Genomic DNA, 16,066 nt, shown 5'->3' with positions numbered 1-16,066 from the left:
ATCGGATCATGAGCGATCCATTTCAGTTGGCGCAGCGATTACAGGCGCGACGTGACCAGCATCTGTATCGCCAGCGCCGGGTGCTGGAATCTCCGCAGCAGGCGCACATCCAATGCGATGGTAAAACGCTGCGGAATTTCAGCAGTAACGATTACCTGGGGTTGGCGAACCATCCTGCTGTGGTTGCTGCCAGTCAAAAGGCTGCAGCGGAATACGGTTTCGGCAGCGGTGCCTCCCATTTAGTGATTGGCCACAGTCGTGTGCATCATGAGTTGGAGGAGCGTCTTGCCGAGTGGGTGGGGCGGCCACGGGCGTTGTTGTTTTCTACCGGTTATATGGCCAACTTGGGGGTGATCAGCGCCCTGTTGGAACGCGGTGACACGGTAGTACAGGACAAGCTCAATCACGCCTCGCTGCTGGATGGCGCGCAATTGAGCCGCGGCCAGCTGCAACGTTATCACCACAATGATCTGGGCAGTTTGCAGCAGCGACTGCAACAGGCAGGTGGCCGCGTTCTGGTGGCCACGGATTCTGTGTTCAGTATGGACGGCGATATAGCGCCACTGCAGGACATGGCCCATCTGTGCCAGCAGCAGAATGCCTGGCTGATGGTGGATGATGCCCACGGCCTGGGTGTGTTAGGGCAGGGGCACGGGTGTTTACGTGAATATGATCTGGGCCTGGAACAGGTGCCGGTTTATATGGGTACTTTGGGGAAAGCGCTGGGCAGTTACGGAGCGTTTGTTGCCGGTAGTGAGGATCTGATCGAGTTTCTGATTCAGTCAGCACGTTCCTATATTTACACCACCGCTATGCCGCCGTCGGTTGCTGCTGCCAGCCTGGCCAGCCTGGAAGTTCTGGCGGCGGAGCGTTGGCGTGTAGAGCGCTTACAGGATTTGATCGGTCGATTTACCCGAGGCGCTTTGGCAATGGGCCTGCCCATGATGCCCTCCACTACCGCGATCCAGCCATTGCTGGTGCATGATTCGGAACAAGCGTTACAGCTCAGCGCGACACTGCTGGAGCGAGGGTTTTTAGTGGGCGCCATTCGACCGCCAACGGTGCCAGCCAATGCTGCTCGGCTGCGCATAACCCTGAGCGCCGCTCACAGCGAACAGGACATTGATGACTTGCTGAACGCGCTGGCCTCTAACTAATACAATCTAAGGAGTTTGCCGCAGTATGGCTTTGACCCTATACCACGATCGCTATCGTTGCACCGGTAATGTGGAACACCCTCCAGAACTGGTGGTGTTGCATGGCTGGGGTATGCACAGCCTGGTGTGGGATGATGTGATGCCTGTGTTACTGGAACGATTTCAGGTAACGGTGATTGATCTGCCGGGGCTGGGCCGCAGCCCGATTCCCGGCGGCGAGTACACACTCGACTATCTGGTGGATCACGTATTGGCGGTGGCACCACCGCAAGCCTTGTGGATGGGCTGGTCCCTTGGCGGCATGGTAGCCATGCGCGCCGCCGCTCGCTTCCCGCAGCGGGTATTAGCTTTAATTACCGTGGCATCCACACCCAAATTTATAGCAGATGAGCATTGGCCTGTGGCCATGAAAGCAGAAGTGCTGGACGCGTTTTTTACACTCCTGCAAGAAGACGCAGAAGGCACGTTGATTCGCTTTCTGTCATTGCAGTGCAAGGGCAGCGACACCATCAAACGTGACATACGGGCATTGAAGGATCTGGTGTATTTTCATGGCATTCCCTCCCGCAATGCCTTGGTGGGTGGATTGCGGATATTGCAACAAGTTGATTTGCGCGACGACTTGCCCAGCATCCAGTGTCCTACCCTGCATGTGTTCGGTGAGCGGGATCATTTGGTGCCGGTGGGGGTGAGTGAGGCCGTTGCTCGGCTGCAGCCACAGGCTCAAACCGCCATCATCAAAGGCGTTGCACACATTCCCTTTTTGTCGGCACCGGATCTGTTTATGGCAGCCTGTCATGACTTCTTCCAGGAGCGTGGTCTGACATGACCATCGACAAAAAAGCCATTGCCCATTCGTTCAGCCGTGCTGCACCCCACTACGACAGCGTTGCTCATGTGCAGCGCCAGGTGGGCGAAGCCATGCTGGACCTGTTGAAAGCCTCGGCACTCAAAGTTGATACCGCTTTGGATATTGGCTGTGGAACCGGTGCACTCACGGTGGCATTGGAGTGCTACGCGCAACACATCACGGCACTGGATCTGGCCCCCGGTATGTTGGAAGTGGCCCGTCACAATGATCAGCGCGGCGTCATAAACCGGTTTGTGTGCGGTGATGCAGAGCAGCTGCCTTTTGAGGCAGAGCAATTTGATCTGATATTCAGTAGTTTCGCCCTGCAGTGGTGTGAGGATCTGGATAAGGTTCTCTCAGATGTTTTTACATTACTGCGCCCCGGAGGCCGTTTTGTGTTTTCTGTCCCCGTGGAAAACACTCTGCGTGAACTCAAGCTCAGTTGGCGCAAGGCCGATAGCCGCTATCAGCATGTGAATGAATTTATGACCGTCGATGCAGTGAAACGCAGCCTGGATGCGTCACCGTTCACGCTGATGGAGCTGCAGGAAAAGCTCAACATGGTCTATTACGATACCGTTAGAGAGTTAACCCGTGAGCTGAAAACCCTCGGCGCCCATCAGGTTATCAATAATCGCACGCACTCGCTCACGGGTAAGAAAACCGTGTTCCAGATGATGAGCAACTATGAACATTTTCGTAATCATCAGGGTTTGTTACCTGCCAGTTGGCACTACCTGGTGATCAGTCTGCAAAAGGACTAATGGGTATTACCGATGAATCAACCAGAGATGAGAAAGCGCTTTTTCGTAACCGGAACCGATACCGATGCGGGTAAAACCTTCGTGACGGTGTTGCTGCTCGAAGCCCTCAAACAGAAAGGCTTACGCACACTGGCGCTGAAACCGGTGGCGGCCGGTTGTGAGATGGAAGAGGGTGAATGGCGAAATGATGATGCCAACCGCTTACGTCAAGCCATGACCCAGCCATTGCCCTATCAACAAGTGAACCCCATTGCATTGCAGTCTGCCATAGCGCCGCATCTGGCGGCTGCGCAGGAAGGACGGCGCCTATCCGTAGACAGGCTGGCCGGGTTGATTCGCGGAGCCCTGATGACGCCCGCCGAGGTCACCTTGATAGAAGGTGCTGGCGGCTGGCTGGTGCCATTAAATGAGCGTGAGACCTTGGCAAACCTGGTGAAAGAGCTAAATTTGCCCGTAATTTTGGTGGTGGGGGTGCGCCTGGGTTGTTTGAATCACGCCCTGTTGACGGCCCAGGCGGTCGCCGCTGCCGGGTTGCCCCTGGCGGGTTGGGTGGCCAACTGCATAGACCCTGCGGCTGCCATGGTGGAAGAAAATATCCAAACCCTGAGATCCATGCTTCCTGCCCCTTGTTTGGGGGTAATTCCTCATGCGCCGGACGCAACTTCGGCTGAGTTAGTACAGCATCTTGATATTGATTTGCTATTAGGCGGGGCGTCTTTATAGATCTTTCGCATTAAAAAACCGTCATTTCCTGCTAATTCAAAGGCTTAACAAATGTGCGTATTGGTTGATTTGTGCGCAATTTGAGTTTTCCCACTATACTTGTACATGTGCCGGAGAACCGTCCGGAACTCGGGTGATACAATAGCCTCTAAGAGGAAAGCAGTTATGGTGATTGGATCAGGATCCATATTGAACAATGGCGTGGCAGGAATCCAAAAGGGCCTGTCAGATATGAACAAAGCCAGTGCCAATATCGCACAGGTTGCCACTTCCGAGGATCCTGCAGCAGATTTAACCGAATCTGCCGTGAGTTTGCTGCAAAGCAAGATACAAGTAGAAGCCTCCGCCAAAGTGTTGGAGGTGGGCAGTAAAACCATCGGCAGCATCATCGACATTGAGGTCTGAAAAGCAGCAGTATGTTGATACCAGCGGCACAACAAAACGCCACCAACGTGGCAGCCTACACTCAATCAGTCACCCCCAGTGGTGTTGAGAGAGAGCTGGCTCGTGCCGATATTCCGCCGGTTGAAGAGGCCGAAAAATCCGCAGGCGGACAAAATCAGTTCTTCTCACAGGCCCTTCCCACCCCGTTAACCAAACCCTCGGGTGCGCCAAGCGATGCTCCGGCAGCCGGTGCCTCTGATGGCAGTCAGGCCGAAGCAAGCGCGAAACCTGCTACAGATTCCAGTGCCGACCGCAACACAACTCAAAGTGTTGCAGAACAAGGTTTGGCAGAAGAAGATCTGGCGTTGATCGAGCAGCTGCGTGCGCGTGATCGAGAAGTGCGGGTGCACGAAGCCGCTCACGCCAGCGTCGGAGGTCGCTATGCCGGTAGTGCCAAACTCGAGTATACCCGTGGCCCTGATGGTAAAAACTATGCCACAGGTGGCGAAGTCAGTATCAGCACCGGCGCTGTTCCGGGTGATCCTCAAGCCACCATAGAAAAGGCCCGCGTGATCCGGGCTGCGGCCCTGGCGCCGGCGGAACCTTCCACGCAGGATCGCAGAGTGGCGGCAGAAGCTTCTCAGCTTGAGCTGAGCGCACGTGCTGATTTGCAGGCGCTCCAGGCTGAAGAGGCGCAAAAAGAAGAGGAAGCCAGAGCCGAGCGAGAACAAAAAGCGAAGGCCGATGATGTAGAAGAACCCAAGCCGGAAGAAACACAAGAACCAGTGGCTGCGCCGGTAGTGGTGGCAACGGAAAGCGCCGACGACCCCAAAGCCTCTGAAGACAAGGAGGCCGGTGAGGCAGCCCGGGAGCCACGCCTTAACGCACGGCAAGAGTTAGAGAAAATCCTGCTCGGGTCCACCGGCTTATTGCAGCAGGCCAACCAACAGGGCCTGGTTGATCCACAAAACCCCTATGGTAAAAGCGGCTTCCTTGACGTTATAGCATAACGCTGTCAGCGTTCAGTCTAGCTTTGCCTTATTCCCTAAATCACTGATATATGGCCATTAATTCACCCATACCGGACATTCTGCGTATGAATTATGTAATTCCACATTGACGGAATCAAACATATGTTTGAAACTTGTGTTTAGGAAAAATACAGTAGATCAAGCGGTGAAAGCTGTTTGGTCGTCAGGTTTTAAAGTGATGAATGCTGTGACCAGTTAGTCGCGAAAAATTCTAACGCTTGTTTGAATTGTTCAGGTACCATCATGAACCCGACTTGGCGCTGATTCCAGCGCAGTCTCGCTGTTTTTTTCACTGCAATTTTATGCCTTGCCCACTGTGGCCAGGCCGAACGTTGTCGACAATTGAGCCCATTTAGTAGGTGGGCGGAGAGGGTAAAGCAATGCCAGACTATAAAGCTCCCAGACGTGATATTCAGTTTGTAATGCACGAAGTTCTGAACTTGGAAGAGCATTACAAGGCGCTACGTGGTGACGAAGACGTTAACCGTGAACTCATCGATGCCATCGTAGAAGAAGGCGCCAAGTTCTGCGAAAACGAATTGGCCCCCATCAATCGCAGCGGCGATGAAGAAGGCTGTGGTTTTGAAAACGGCATTGTTACCACTCCCAAAGGTTTCAAAGAAGCCTACCAGAAGTACGTAGAAGGCGGTTGGCCTTCCTTGAGCGCACCGGTTGAAGAAGGCGGTCAGGGCCTGCCCAACTCCTTGGGTATCATCATGAGCGAAATGGTGGGTACCTCTAACTGGTCCTGGGGTATGTATCCTGGCCTCAGCCACGGTGCTATCAAAACGCTGGAATCCCACGGCACACCAGAACAGAAAGAACAGTATCTGACGCGTTTGATCAGTGGTGAGTGGACGGGCACCATGTGTCTGACCGAACCTCATTGCGGTACCGATCTGGGTATTCTGCGTACCAAGGCTGAGCCTAATGCCGATGGCTCTTACGCCATTAGCGGTACCAAAATATTCATCTCTGCGGGTGACCACGACATGGTGGATAACATCATCCACATCGTTTTGGCCCGCCTGCCGGATGCGCCCAAAGGCACCAAAGGTATTTCCCTGTTTATTGTTCCTAAAGTCAACGTGGGTGCAGATGGCACGCTGGGTGAGCCTAATGGCGTAACCTGTGGCTCTATTGAACACAAAATGGGTATCAAGGCATCGGCTACTTGCGTACTGAATTTTGAAGCCGCCAAAGGTTACCTGATCGGGCCACCGAACCGTGGACTGAACTGCATGTTCACCTTCATGAACACGGCTCGTATCGGTACTGCGTTGCAGGGCGTTGCTGCTGCAGAAGGTTCGTATCAAGGTGCTTTGACCTACGCTAAAGAGCGTCTGGCCATGCGTGCATTGAGCGGCCCTAAGGCGCCTGAGAAAGAAGCCGATCCGATCATTGTGCACCCTGACGTACGCCGCATGCTGCTGACCCAGAAAGCCTTTGCTGAAGGTGGTCGCGCGTTGTTGTATTACCTGTCCATGCAGGGTGACATCGTTGAGTACGGTACCGATGACGAAGCCAAGAAACTGGCTGATGATTTGATGGCGTTCCTTACTCCAATTGCCAAAGCGTTCTGTACCGAAACCGGTCTGGAAGCGGCTAACCACGGCGTTCAAGTGTTTGGTGGCCATGGTTTCATTCGTGAGTGGGGCATGGAGCAGATCGTTCGTGATACCCGTATCGCAACCTTGTATGAAGGCACCACCGGTATCCAGGCGCTGGATTTGCTGGGCCGTAAGGTAATGCTGACTCAGGGCGGCTTGTTGAAAAACTTCACCAAGATCGTACACAAGTTCTGTAAAGATAACGCCGACAACGAAGGCATTGCTGAGTTTATCGAGCCTTTGGCGGCGATGAACAAAGAGTGGGGCGATCTGACCACTCAAATCGGTATGCGTGCGATGGCTAATCAGGAAGAGATTGGTGCCGCTGCGGTGGATTACCTGATGTACAGTGGTTATATCACTTTGGCTTACTTCTGGGCACTGATGGCTAAAGCTGCACAAGAGCAATTGGCCGGTGGTACGACAGAACAGGGTTTCTACACCGCTAAGGTTCAGACTGCCCGTTTCTACTTCAAGCGCATTCTGCCCCGAACCCATTCTTTGGTTGCGACCATTAATGGTGGTTTGGATAGCCTGATGGAAATGGAAGAAGAGAACTTTGGTTTTTATTGATCGTCGTTATTGATCAAAGATCCTGCCGATAAAAACGATTTCGATAAAATGTACAGTTTCCCTCTGTAGTCCTTTGCCCGCGAATACGCGGGCTTTTTTTTGCCGAGGTTTAGGCTTGGCGTAGGAAAGCAGAGTGTGGTGCAGGCATAAAAAAGCGCAGCGGGTTGCTGCGCTTTTCAGGCTTTCCGGTCGGCGAAGGTTATTTCACCAGCTTGGTCCAGTCATTTGAATCATTATTGCTGTCACCGAAGTCGCCGAATTCGTCGTCATCCACTTCCACGTCATCGGGCACGTCAGTCAGCGCCGCCGCTTTGCGGGCCTCTTCATCGGCCTTTTTACGGGCTAACTCTTCGGCTTTCTTCTTCTCTGCCAGGAGTTTTGCTTCCTCTGCTTCCTTGCGTGCTTTCTCTTCTGCCAAGCGCTGTCGTTCCTGTTCCAATTGAGCCTGGCGGGCGGCATCCTGTTTGACTTTCTGCTGCTGTGACGTGAACACGGCTTTTTGCTGCTTAATACTGGCCGAGGTGGTTTTCTGACAGCTTTCCGTGCTGTTCATCAGCTTGGAGAACTTTTGGCTTGAGCTCCAGCTGGGATATTGTTGCACCGTCGCAATCAGTTTCGCATCACCGGTCACTTTGCGCTTCAGCGCAGCGGATTGGTTGTAGTCCGCTTCAGCTTTAGTGATGTCGGCTTCAGCAACAAAGCGGCCACTTAACTTGCGTGCATTTTCACAGGCGTCCTGTGCAGCGCTCAGGCTGGCGATCCCATCATTGATATCTTTCTCCAGGGCGCGCTTGTTTTTAGTGGCGGTGCGGATGTACTCGGATGTTTGCCCTTCACATTGCGCAGCGGAATCCACCAGCTTTTGCAGTTCCTGGCTTTGAGGTCGATTCGGTTGCTCGGTCAGGACGGCGAACGCTTCCGTATTTTGCCGCGCACTCTTCTTCGCTTTGGCGGCTTCGTTCATCATGTCGTTTACGTCATCCAGTTTATCCAGGCTGAACTTGGGTGACGAGATCGTGGTTTTGGCTTGTTCACACTGAGTATTAACCACCTGATAGCCCTGGATGGCTGCGTTCATCTTCTCCACCAGCGCGTTCTCTTCCTTCATGGATTCCGCGAGCTTTTCTTCAACGCGGGAGCAGGCACGAACTTTCGAGGCCAGCGCGAACACTTCCATGATGCTGTCAGTGATGATCATGGCATCATCACGGTAGCGCTTATACTCCGTCATATTGGTCTGAGCTGTGGGTACGTCGCCGTTCTTCAGTGATTCCTTGGCAGTATCACAGTAGGTGAAGCCTTTCTCCAGAATGGGGGTGGCTTCGGCCCGCTTGATGTTGATCTCGACTCGCTCGCAATAGCGCAGATTGGAATCCATGTCGCGTTGTGTGGTGTTGAGAATCGAGGGATCAATGGATTTGGCGCGGTTCAGCTGTTTTAGATAAATGTCGAACTTGCGTTTGGCACCCTGAAGATTGGTGGTGCGCAGGGTGTTGGCCTCGGTACATTCTTTATACCCTTTAATGTACTCATTCACCGCGTCATCAAAGGTGTCGGCGGCGGCGATACCGGGAATGAGTACCAAACAGGTCATCAGGGCGGGAGAGATGTTCTTGAATCCTACCTTCATTTGAAATCAACCTTCATCATGCAGGTACCTGCGGTGTGCTTTCGATGTAATTTGAACATAACAACGAGGCCTTATCTGCACTTACGCATTAAGAGCCTGACGATGTCGTTATAAACCAATGAATTAACTAAAGTTTGACTCAGTTCTCTATTAAATATAGACGAAGATTGCTTTCAGTTATAGGTAGTTGAGTTTAATTATGTTTCTGATCAGGCCTAACTGGCCTAATTAGGCTAGAACAGAGATTTTTAAGCTGGCTTGCGAGCGCAGTGCAGGGGAGGGTTTGCGGCCAGTGTTGAGCTATTGCTGAGTGACTGGTCAGGCATCGTTTCTATACCCAAATCACTTTGGTAAATGGGTGGCGGTTCAAGCATCATTGGTGTTAAAAGCGACACAAATCAAGCTAAATTCGCAGTTCAGTTTTCGGTCTGTTGTGGCATAATGTGCGGCCTCTTTACTAAGGGGGCTTCGCTGTTTATCGCACTGCTGCCATGGCGGGCTTAGGTTTCTGTATAGCCGTTCGCGATCTGATTTGTTTGGGAGAAAGAAAGGGCATGCTGTCTTTTTTGCCGGCCCCGTTAAGAGGTTTGCTGGCGTTTCTGGTAATGGCACTCAATACCATAATAGCAATGGTGCCGCTGTTAATAATCACGCTGTTCAGGTTGGCTATCCCAGTGAAAGCCTGGGGTAAGCTCTGTGCCTGGCTACTGATCAAGATTGCTGAAAGCTGGATATTTGTGAACGGGGTTGCTCTGTCCCTGTCTGGCAAAGCTCAGATTGACTTGCAAGGGGCAGATGATCTGCATTATCAAGGCTGGTACCTGGTGAGCTGCAATCACCAAAGCTGGAGCGATATTCTGATTTTGCAGCAGGTGTTCAATAGAAAGGTGCCCATGCTTAAGTTCTTTCTAAAGCAGGAACTCATTTGGGTGCCGTTGATGGGGGTGGCTTGGTGGGCGCTGGACTTTCCATTCATGAAGCGCCACAGCAAAGAATTTTTAGAGAAACACCCTGAGCTGAAAGGCAAGGATCTGGAAACCACGCAAAAAGCTTGTGAAAAATTCAAAGAGCTGCCGGTTTCTGTGATGAACTTTCTCGAAGGCACACGATTTACTAAGGCGAAACACGATGCGCAAGGTTCTCCCTACCAGCACCTACTAAAACCCAAATCAGGTGGGATTGCGTTCGTATTATCCGCTATGGGGGGGCAGTTGCGTTCGATGTTGGACGTAACCATTGTGTATCACGATAAGACCATTGGGTTTTGGGATCTGTTATGTGGGCGGGTACGTCGATTGACGGTGCACATAGTAGAGCGTCCTATTCCTGAAAGTTTTGGCAGCGGCGATTATGAGAATGATCCCGTTTTTCGTGCCGAGTTTCAGAAGTGGGTGAACCAGCTTTGGCAAGAGAAGGATGCTTTGATCACAACGATCAAGCAGGAATCTGTAACGAGTAATTAGGTAGCAATAAAAGGGTTTGAAGTATGTCTGAACTTGGACGAAGCTCCATCGAAACAAATTTGGCTCAACTGTTTATGCGAGCCTTTTACTGGGCTGATGAAGGCTTGCAAAATGCCTTGAAAAAACAAGGTTGGCCAGCGATCACCCGCGCACAGTCTCTGGTGTTTGTGAACATTGGCGAAGGAGTAACTCGCCCATCGGAGATCGCAGCACGAGTGGGCGTAACGCGTCAGGCGATTCATCAAACCATTAATGAAATGGTTGAATTGGGGTATCTGACTTTGCAGGCCGATCCAACAGATCGTCGCGCCAAAGTGGTGGTTTACACTGAAAAAGGTCAACAGGTTGGTGGTGCTGCCGTTGCTGCGCTGCAGGATATCGAAAGCTCTTTATCAAACCGGATCGGAAATGAGCGTGTTAGTGCTCTGCGTGAAGCGCTGGCTCAGGAGTGGGGCGACCCCTTCCAGCCTGCTTCATAATGACGTGACACCTGTACCTAAGCGCCCGGCATTGTCCGGGCGTTTTTGTGTTGATTGCACGCGCTCTTCAAGATAGATGAAAAAGGTTGCATGGATATGCAAGTTTGTGCGACTCTATGGCTGGTTGTTAAGGCGAAGGTAGACCGTGCTGGAATTACAAAAAGTGTTGGAAGCGTTGGGCCCTGACTTTTTTAAGGCGTTGTCAGATCCCTCTCGTTTACAGGTTTTGTTGACGTTGGCGGCTGCCAGCGAAAGCTGCACTGTATCCAGGGTAGCTGAAGCCTGCACCGTGGATCTGTCGGTGGTGTCTCGCCACCTTAGCCAATTAAAGCGGGCGGGAATTGTGTCTGCTGACAAGCAGGGTAGGGAAGTGTATTACAAGCTTGATACTCAGAACGTGGTGGATGCTTTACGCCAGTGTGCTGATGCACTGGAGCGTTGTTGTCCGCCTGAACAACCAGTAAAAAGCGGATGTTGTTGATCAGGCTTTACAACACGTTTGCATAATTGTGCAATAAAGCAATAATTATTAAAACACAAGGAGAAACAGATCATGAGTCATACGGATGCTTTAGGCCTGCGGGCAGGCGTGGCGAAAGAGTACGAGGACAAGTTAAATCAGAGTGGAGGCTTTTGTGCCCACCAGTTAGAGACAGAGTTTGGTTATAGCGAGGCTGAGTTGCAATCGGTGCCGGAGGAGGCCAAGGGCAGCAGCTTTGGCTGTGCTAATCCTATGGCTCTGGGGCGAATCCAGCCTGGTGATGTGGTGTTGGATTTAGGCTGTGGTGCAGGTATGGATGTCATGTTGGCGGCAAAGCTGGTGGGCGATCAGGGTCGCGTAATCGGTGTAGACATGACCGGTGCCATGGTGGGCAGGGCTCGCCAGAACATTGAGGCAGCTGGCTTGCAAGGGGTAGCAGAGATCAGGCGCGGTTTGATTGAATCCCTGCCGGTGGAAAGCAACTCAGTGGATTGGGTGATTTCTAATTGTGTTGTAAGCCTTTCTCCGGAAAAGGATTTGGTGTTTGCCGAAGTGTTCCGGGTGCTTAAGCCCGGAGGGCGGATGTTGCTTACCGATCTGGTGATGGCCCCGATTCCGGGTTGGTTGCGGGCACTGGTGGCGTTAAAGAGCCCTGCATCGGCAAAGGCTCTGGATCGGGGCCGATACCTAGATACGATTCGCAATGCGGGGTTGGTCGAGGTGACGCTACGCTCGCAATTGGATTATGACGCCGCTATGCTGCGCGGATTGGTTGAGGCTGAATTGAACCTGCACAAAGGGTTCGGGCAAGCGTTGTTGACGTTGGATTCGGGTCAGCTAATCAGTAATTTGTTGAAGCCAATGATCGGCCCGGCTTCCAGCTTTGCTGAAAACAAGGTTTCCAGTATTAAGGTATACGCAGAGAAACCGCAGTGAGGAAGGTAGCGGATGGGTGCCGGGGAATATTTTACCGGCACCCTGAGATAGTCTAATTACTGCTGGAACGACGCTGTGGGCGTCGGGTGCGGCGCCGTCGCTGTTCATGTTGATGGCTTTTGCGTTCGGCTTCACGTTCCGGTGAAATTTCCGGCTTTGGAATCTCTTGCAACAGTTCGGCTTCGGGCTGTGAGCAATCGAGTTTTAAACCCAACAGCTGTTCGATGGCGGGCAATTGGAAAGCGTCTTCTTCGCACGCGAAACTAACACTGGTGCCGGTTTTGCCTGCGCGGCCGGTGCGGCCAATTCGATGTACATAATCTTCAGGATCTTCCGGCAGTGAATAGTTCACTACATGACTGATGCCTTCAATGTGTATACCTCTGCCTGCCACATCAGTGGCCACCATGACGCGGATGCTGCCCTCACGAAAGCCCTCCAGCACTTTAATGCGTTTGTGCTGGGGAACGTCGCCCGAGAGGGTGGCGCATTTGATGCCATAATCCCTGAGCTTGTGGGTCAAGTCCCTGGTTTCATCACGCCGGTTGGCAAAGATCATGACCCGCTCCAGCTGATTTTGTGTGATCAGGTTGTACAGCAGGGTGAACTTTTCATCGGTGGTGACGATATACACTTTCTGGTCGACGGTATCGGCGGCAACGGTGTCGGATTCCACTTCCAGTTGTTGAGCGTTAATGGTCCAGCTGGACGAAAGGTTCATGATGTCTTGGGTAAAGGTAGCGCTGAACATCAATGTCTGGCGGTATTCCTTAAACGGTGTTTCTCGTATCAGTCGTTTCACGTCAGGAATAAAACCCATGTCCAGCATGCGATCGGCTTCGTCGATCACGAGGATTTCGGTTTCGCTGAGAAACAGGTCTTTGCTGCGGACAAAGTCGATCAAGCGCCCTGGGGTGCCTACTACGATGTCGATGATTTCATTTTGCAGGCGTCGTTGCTGCTTCTGATAATCCATGCCGCCAACAATGCTCAACAGGCCCAGCTTGGTGTGTTTAACCAGGGTTTGGGCATCTTTTTCTATTTGCATGGCCAGCTCCCGAGTGGGGGCCAGGATCAGTGCGCGGGGTTCGCCGTTGAAGCGTTCCTCCTGCTCGGGCTCTTTCAGCAGGCGGTTGATGACTGTAATCAGAAACGCGGCCGTTTTGCCGGTGCCGGTTTGGGCCTTACCGATCACATCCTTGCCTTGCAAGCTCAGCGGCAGTGAGAGCGCCTGTATCGGTGTGGCGAATTCAAATCCCAGATCGTCGATACCCTGTTGCAGGGAGGGTTCCAGTTTAAGATCTTTAAAGCGCAGAGTGGGCTGTTCTTCTTTGCTAACGGTGTCCGTCATGGTCGTATTCGGTTCTGTCAAATGATTAACTCTGAATGGTTTTTGTGCTGATGAATAGTCAAGGTAGGATACCGGTAATAGTCAGAGCCGTATATAGTTTACTGGCCCTGACGCCGGCATTGTCAGGCTTTGGGGGCTTTTTGCCATACCAGAGTTTGGTTATTGGCAGGCATCCTGACATCCTCAACCAACTTTATACCCGCACCATGGGCCAGCTCGCTGATGGCCTCGAAATCACGAATCCCTTGATGAGGGGCGCGCTGCTTTAACCACGCATCGAAATCCCTGTTGCTGTCACTGGTGTATTGGCCTTGGTATTTGAAAGGGCCGTAGAGGAACACGTAACCGGAGGGGGCGATCAGATCAGGCAGCAATTGAAACAGCGCTTCAACGGCTTGCCAGCTCATAATATGCAAAGTGTTGGCTGAAAACAGGTGATCATGGGGAGCAGGTTTGTCTGCTGCAACCGTTACATCAAAAGCGATGGGCGCAGCCAGGTTGGTGTTGGATGCTCCATGGCGCCACTGATTGATCCCCGGAAGGTGCTCTGGCACATCGCTGGGTTGCCAGTGTATATGGGGCAAAGCTTCAGAAAAGTAGGCCGCGTGCTGGCCGGTGCCGCTGCCTATTTCCAATAAGCTGCCAGGCTGGGTCAGGTATTGGCTGAGCACTTCGAGTATGGGGTGCTTGTTGTTTTCGCAGGCTTGTGAAAAGGGTTTATTCATGGCGTAATCCTCGCTGCGGCAGCATAACGCAGCCGCCCTGTTTGAGGCAAACCACTGCTCTAGCGAGGCGGGTCGAACCAGAATTCAATAATGGAACAATCGCTGTTGTAATGCAGGTCGTATTCGGTATGGCGGGGAATTTCAAACCAGTCACCGGTTTGGTAGTGGGTGCGGTGCTGGTCGATGGTCAGCGAGAGGGTGCCTTGTACAACCAGGCATTTGCAGTTGACGGCGTTGATGGCGGTGTTGACCGCGGTGTCGGCCTCGTAGCGACTGAACATGACATCGCAACCGTGGGGGCCCAGGTGAAAAACATCCAGTTGATCCTCACCTTTCAGGAAGTAATCCGATTTGTTTTGAAATAAGCTCATAACGCTGCCCTTTGTGTTCTGCCGTTATCATGACTGCTCTAACCATCCTTGTTAGCTCTACTGTGCTTATTGCGTTCTTGTTATTGGATTGTTCTTTTCCTTGTGTAATTTAGTACCATGTTTGGCGAAAAGATCAACTAGTTTGTTATGTGGGAATAGGTGTTGATCATTTGTTGGTCGTTTATTGGTCTGCTGGGCGTTCAGGATGATGATTCACCTCGAAAATAGGTTTGTAGATGTGCCTGAGGCTATTCAGGCAGCGCTCACTTCATCGGGCGGTAACCCCTTTTTTTCCACCCCGTTCCTGACGGCGTTAGAGGCGTCCGGTTGCGTGTCTGCGCAGCAAGGGTGGCAACCGCTGCATCTGTGGATCGAAGCCGAGGGTGAGCCGGTGTTCTTTTTGCCCCTATATCGCAAATCACACTCCTGGGGCGAGTTTGTGTTTGATCAGAGCTGGGCCAATGCCTATGAGCGCCATGGGCTGCGTTATTACCCTAAATTGCTAACGGCGATTCCGTTTACCCCCAGTTTGGGGCCGCGCTGGTGGACCAAGCCAGGTGCAGATGAAGTAACGCTTTGGCGCGAAGCCGTTCACTGCATCAAACAGATGCTGAAGGACGGAGAAAGCTCCAGTTGGCATCTTTTGTTTGCCCAAGGAGACCGCTTACCGGTGTCTGATGATGAGGTGTTGGTGCGAAGGGATACGCAGTTTCATTGGTTCAATCAGGGCTATGAATGTTTTGACGATTTTCTAGGCCAGATGAAGTCGCGAAAACGCAAGTCTATGCGGCGTGAGCGCAATAAAGTGGGTGAGCAAGGCGTTACCTTGATGCGCAAGCTGGGGACTGAGCTTGATGAAAAAAACTGGATAGAGTTTTATGGGTGTTACTGCAATACCTACCACGAGCGAGGTATGAACCCTTATCTAAGCTTGGAGTTTTTCTTAAACGTTGGCAAAGCTCTGGCGGATCAGATCATGATGGTGCAGGCGTTTCGGGATGATCATCTTATCGCGGCGGCTATCTGCTTTTTTGATGAAACCACATTGTATGGGCGTCATTGGGGGGCGTTACAAGCGGTGGATTGTTTGCACTTCGAGGCTTGTTTTTATCAGGGAATAGAGTTTTGTATTGAGCGTGGTCTGCAGCGATTTGATCCGGGCACCCAAGGTGAACATAAACTGTTGCGAGGCTTTGAGCCGGTGCCCACACAGTCGTGGCATTGGATTGATCATTCCGGGTTTCGTGATGCGATTGCCGAGTTTTTGCGGGCAGAGATTCAGCAGACAGAACGCTATCGGGAGCACGCAGCAGAGTATCTTCCTTATAAGTAGCAAATGTATCAGTAGTGGATTTAATTGTGACTTCCGGCCATTTATCTTCTGCACTTATCAGTCGTTTGCTGCTTTTTGCACCAACTTTCAAGTTAATCACAAACTGTCTAGCTTAAGTTTGCGTTTGTCCTTGTAGCTGTTTCAATGGTGGCGCACGTCGTGCTCCGATTTTCTTGTTTTCCTGCCCGAGGGGCGATGTCTAAAG

16 protein-coding genes are annotated in these 16,066 nt (G+C 52.1%); 12 read left to right on the top strand and 4 right to left on the bottom strand.

Annotated elements, in window-relative coordinates; all coding sequences use genetic code 11:
- Positions 1-8 precede the first annotated feature (8 nt).
- The 7 genes from bioF (at position 9) to Kalk_RS06115 (ending at position 7,092) form a co-directional block, all read left to right on the top strand.
- Positions 9-1,157: an 8-amino-7-oxononanoate synthase gene (bioF, locus tag Kalk_RS06145; RefSeq protein WP_101893363.1), complete on the top strand. Its 1,149-nt coding sequence runs from the start codon at positions 9-11 to the stop codon at positions 1,155-1,157.
- A 25-nt stretch (positions 1,158-1,182) separates the two neighbouring features.
- Positions 1,183-1,986 (top strand): pimeloyl-ACP methyl ester esterase BioH, encoded by an 804-nt coding sequence (gene bioH / locus Kalk_RS06140; RefSeq protein WP_101893362.1) that lies wholly within the window; start codon positions 1,183-1,185, stop codon positions 1,984-1,986.
- Positions 1,983-2,771 carry a malonyl-ACP O-methyltransferase BioC gene (gene bioC, locus Kalk_RS06135; protein ID WP_101893361.1) on the top strand — a complete coding sequence of 263 codons (789 nt, stop codon included), beginning with the start codon at positions 1,983-1,985 and terminating at the stop codon, positions 2,769-2,771. Before bioH ends, bioC begins: the two co-directional genes overlap by 4 nt.
- A gap of 12 nt (positions 2,772-2,783) precedes the next feature.
- Positions 2,784-3,494 (top strand): dethiobiotin synthase, encoded by a 711-nt coding sequence (gene bioD, locus Kalk_RS06130; RefSeq protein WP_233716826.1) that lies wholly within the window; start codon positions 2,784-2,786, stop codon positions 3,492-3,494.
- A 165-nt stretch (positions 3,495-3,659) separates the two neighbouring features.
- Positions 3,660-3,899, top strand: a complete 240-nt coding sequence (locus tag Kalk_RS06125; protein ID WP_101893360.1) for a hypothetical protein — start codon at positions 3,660-3,662, stop codon at positions 3,897-3,899.
- A gap of 11 nt (positions 3,900-3,910) precedes the next feature.
- The gene (locus Kalk_RS06120) at positions 3,911-4,888 is read left to right on the top strand and encodes a putative metalloprotease CJM1_0395 family protein (RefSeq protein ID WP_101893359.1); all 978 of its coding nucleotides are present in this window, start codon (positions 3,911-3,913) and stop codon (positions 4,886-4,888) included.
- A gap of 401 nt (positions 4,889-5,289) precedes the next feature.
- Positions 5,290-7,092 carry an acyl-CoA dehydrogenase C-terminal domain-containing protein gene (locus tag Kalk_RS06115; RefSeq protein ID WP_101893358.1) on the top strand — a complete coding sequence of 601 codons (1,803 nt, stop codon included), beginning with the start codon at positions 5,290-5,292 and terminating at the stop codon, positions 7,090-7,092.
- A gap of 199 nt (positions 7,093-7,291) precedes the next feature.
- Here Kalk_RS06115 and Kalk_RS06110 read toward each other — a convergent pair whose 3' ends face one another.
- A complete protein-coding gene (locus Kalk_RS06110; protein WP_101893357.1) occupies positions 7,292-8,722 on the bottom strand; it encodes a hypothetical protein in 1,431 nt (476 codons plus the stop codon).
- A gap of 554 nt (positions 8,723-9,276) precedes the next feature.
- On the opposite strand from Kalk_RS06110, the gene Kalk_RS06105 reads away from it, so the two are divergent.
- From Kalk_RS06105 to Kalk_RS06090, 4 genes are all read left to right on the top strand, one after another.
- A complete protein-coding gene (locus Kalk_RS06105; protein ID WP_101896230.1) occupies positions 9,277-10,185 on the top strand; it encodes an acyltransferase in 909 nt (302 codons plus the stop codon).
- Positions 10,186-10,208: 23 nt separating this feature from the next.
- Positions 10,209-10,664: a MarR family winged helix-turn-helix transcriptional regulator gene (locus tag Kalk_RS06100; protein ID WP_101893356.1), complete on the top strand. Its 456-nt coding sequence runs from the start codon at positions 10,209-10,211 to the stop codon at positions 10,662-10,664.
- A gap of 145 nt (positions 10,665-10,809) precedes the next feature.
- Entirely contained in the window at positions 10,810-11,145 is a 336-nt protein-coding gene (locus tag Kalk_RS06095; RefSeq protein ID WP_101893355.1) for an ArsR/SmtB family transcription factor, read from the top strand.
- 72 nt (positions 11,146-11,217) lie between these two features.
- Positions 11,218-12,081 carry a methyltransferase domain-containing protein gene (locus Kalk_RS06090; protein ID WP_101893354.1) on the top strand — a complete coding sequence of 288 codons (864 nt, stop codon included), beginning with the start codon at positions 11,218-11,220 and terminating at the stop codon, positions 12,079-12,081.
- Positions 12,082-12,133: 52 nt separating this feature from the next.
- On the opposite strand, the gene rhlB is transcribed toward Kalk_RS06090, so the two are convergent.
- From rhlB to Kalk_RS06075, 3 genes are all read right to left on the bottom strand, one after another.
- Positions 12,134-13,432: an ATP-dependent RNA helicase RhlB gene (gene rhlB, locus Kalk_RS06085; RefSeq protein WP_101893353.1), complete on the bottom strand. Its 1,299-nt coding sequence runs from the start codon at positions 13,430-13,432 to the stop codon at positions 12,134-12,136.
- A 122-nt stretch (positions 13,433-13,554) separates the two neighbouring features.
- Positions 13,555-14,157: a DUF938 domain-containing protein gene (locus tag Kalk_RS06080; RefSeq protein WP_101893352.1), complete on the bottom strand. Its 603-nt coding sequence runs from the start codon at positions 14,155-14,157 to the stop codon at positions 13,555-13,557.
- Positions 14,158-14,216: 59 nt separating this feature from the next.
- Complete coding sequence (locus Kalk_RS06075) at positions 14,217-14,528, bottom strand: hypothetical protein (protein ID WP_101893351.1); 312 nt, start codon at positions 14,526-14,528, stop codon at positions 14,217-14,219.
- Between the two features lie 205 nt (positions 14,529-14,733).
- Between Kalk_RS06075 and Kalk_RS06070 the strand changes: the two genes are divergently transcribed.
- The gene (locus Kalk_RS06070; protein ID WP_233716824.1) at positions 14,734-15,861 is read left to right on the top strand and encodes a GNAT family N-acetyltransferase; all 1,128 of its coding nucleotides are present in this window, start codon (positions 14,734-14,736) and stop codon (positions 15,859-15,861) included.
- Positions 15,862-16,066 lie beyond the last annotated feature (205 nt).

Source organism: Ketobacter alkanivorans (assembly GCF_002863865.1).
Classification (GTDB): domain Bacteria; phylum Pseudomonadota; class Gammaproteobacteria; order Pseudomonadales; family Ketobacteraceae; genus Ketobacter; species Ketobacter alkanivorans.
Note: the sequence above shows the minus strand (reverse complement) of the source record. Positions and strands in the feature narration are given on the sequence as shown.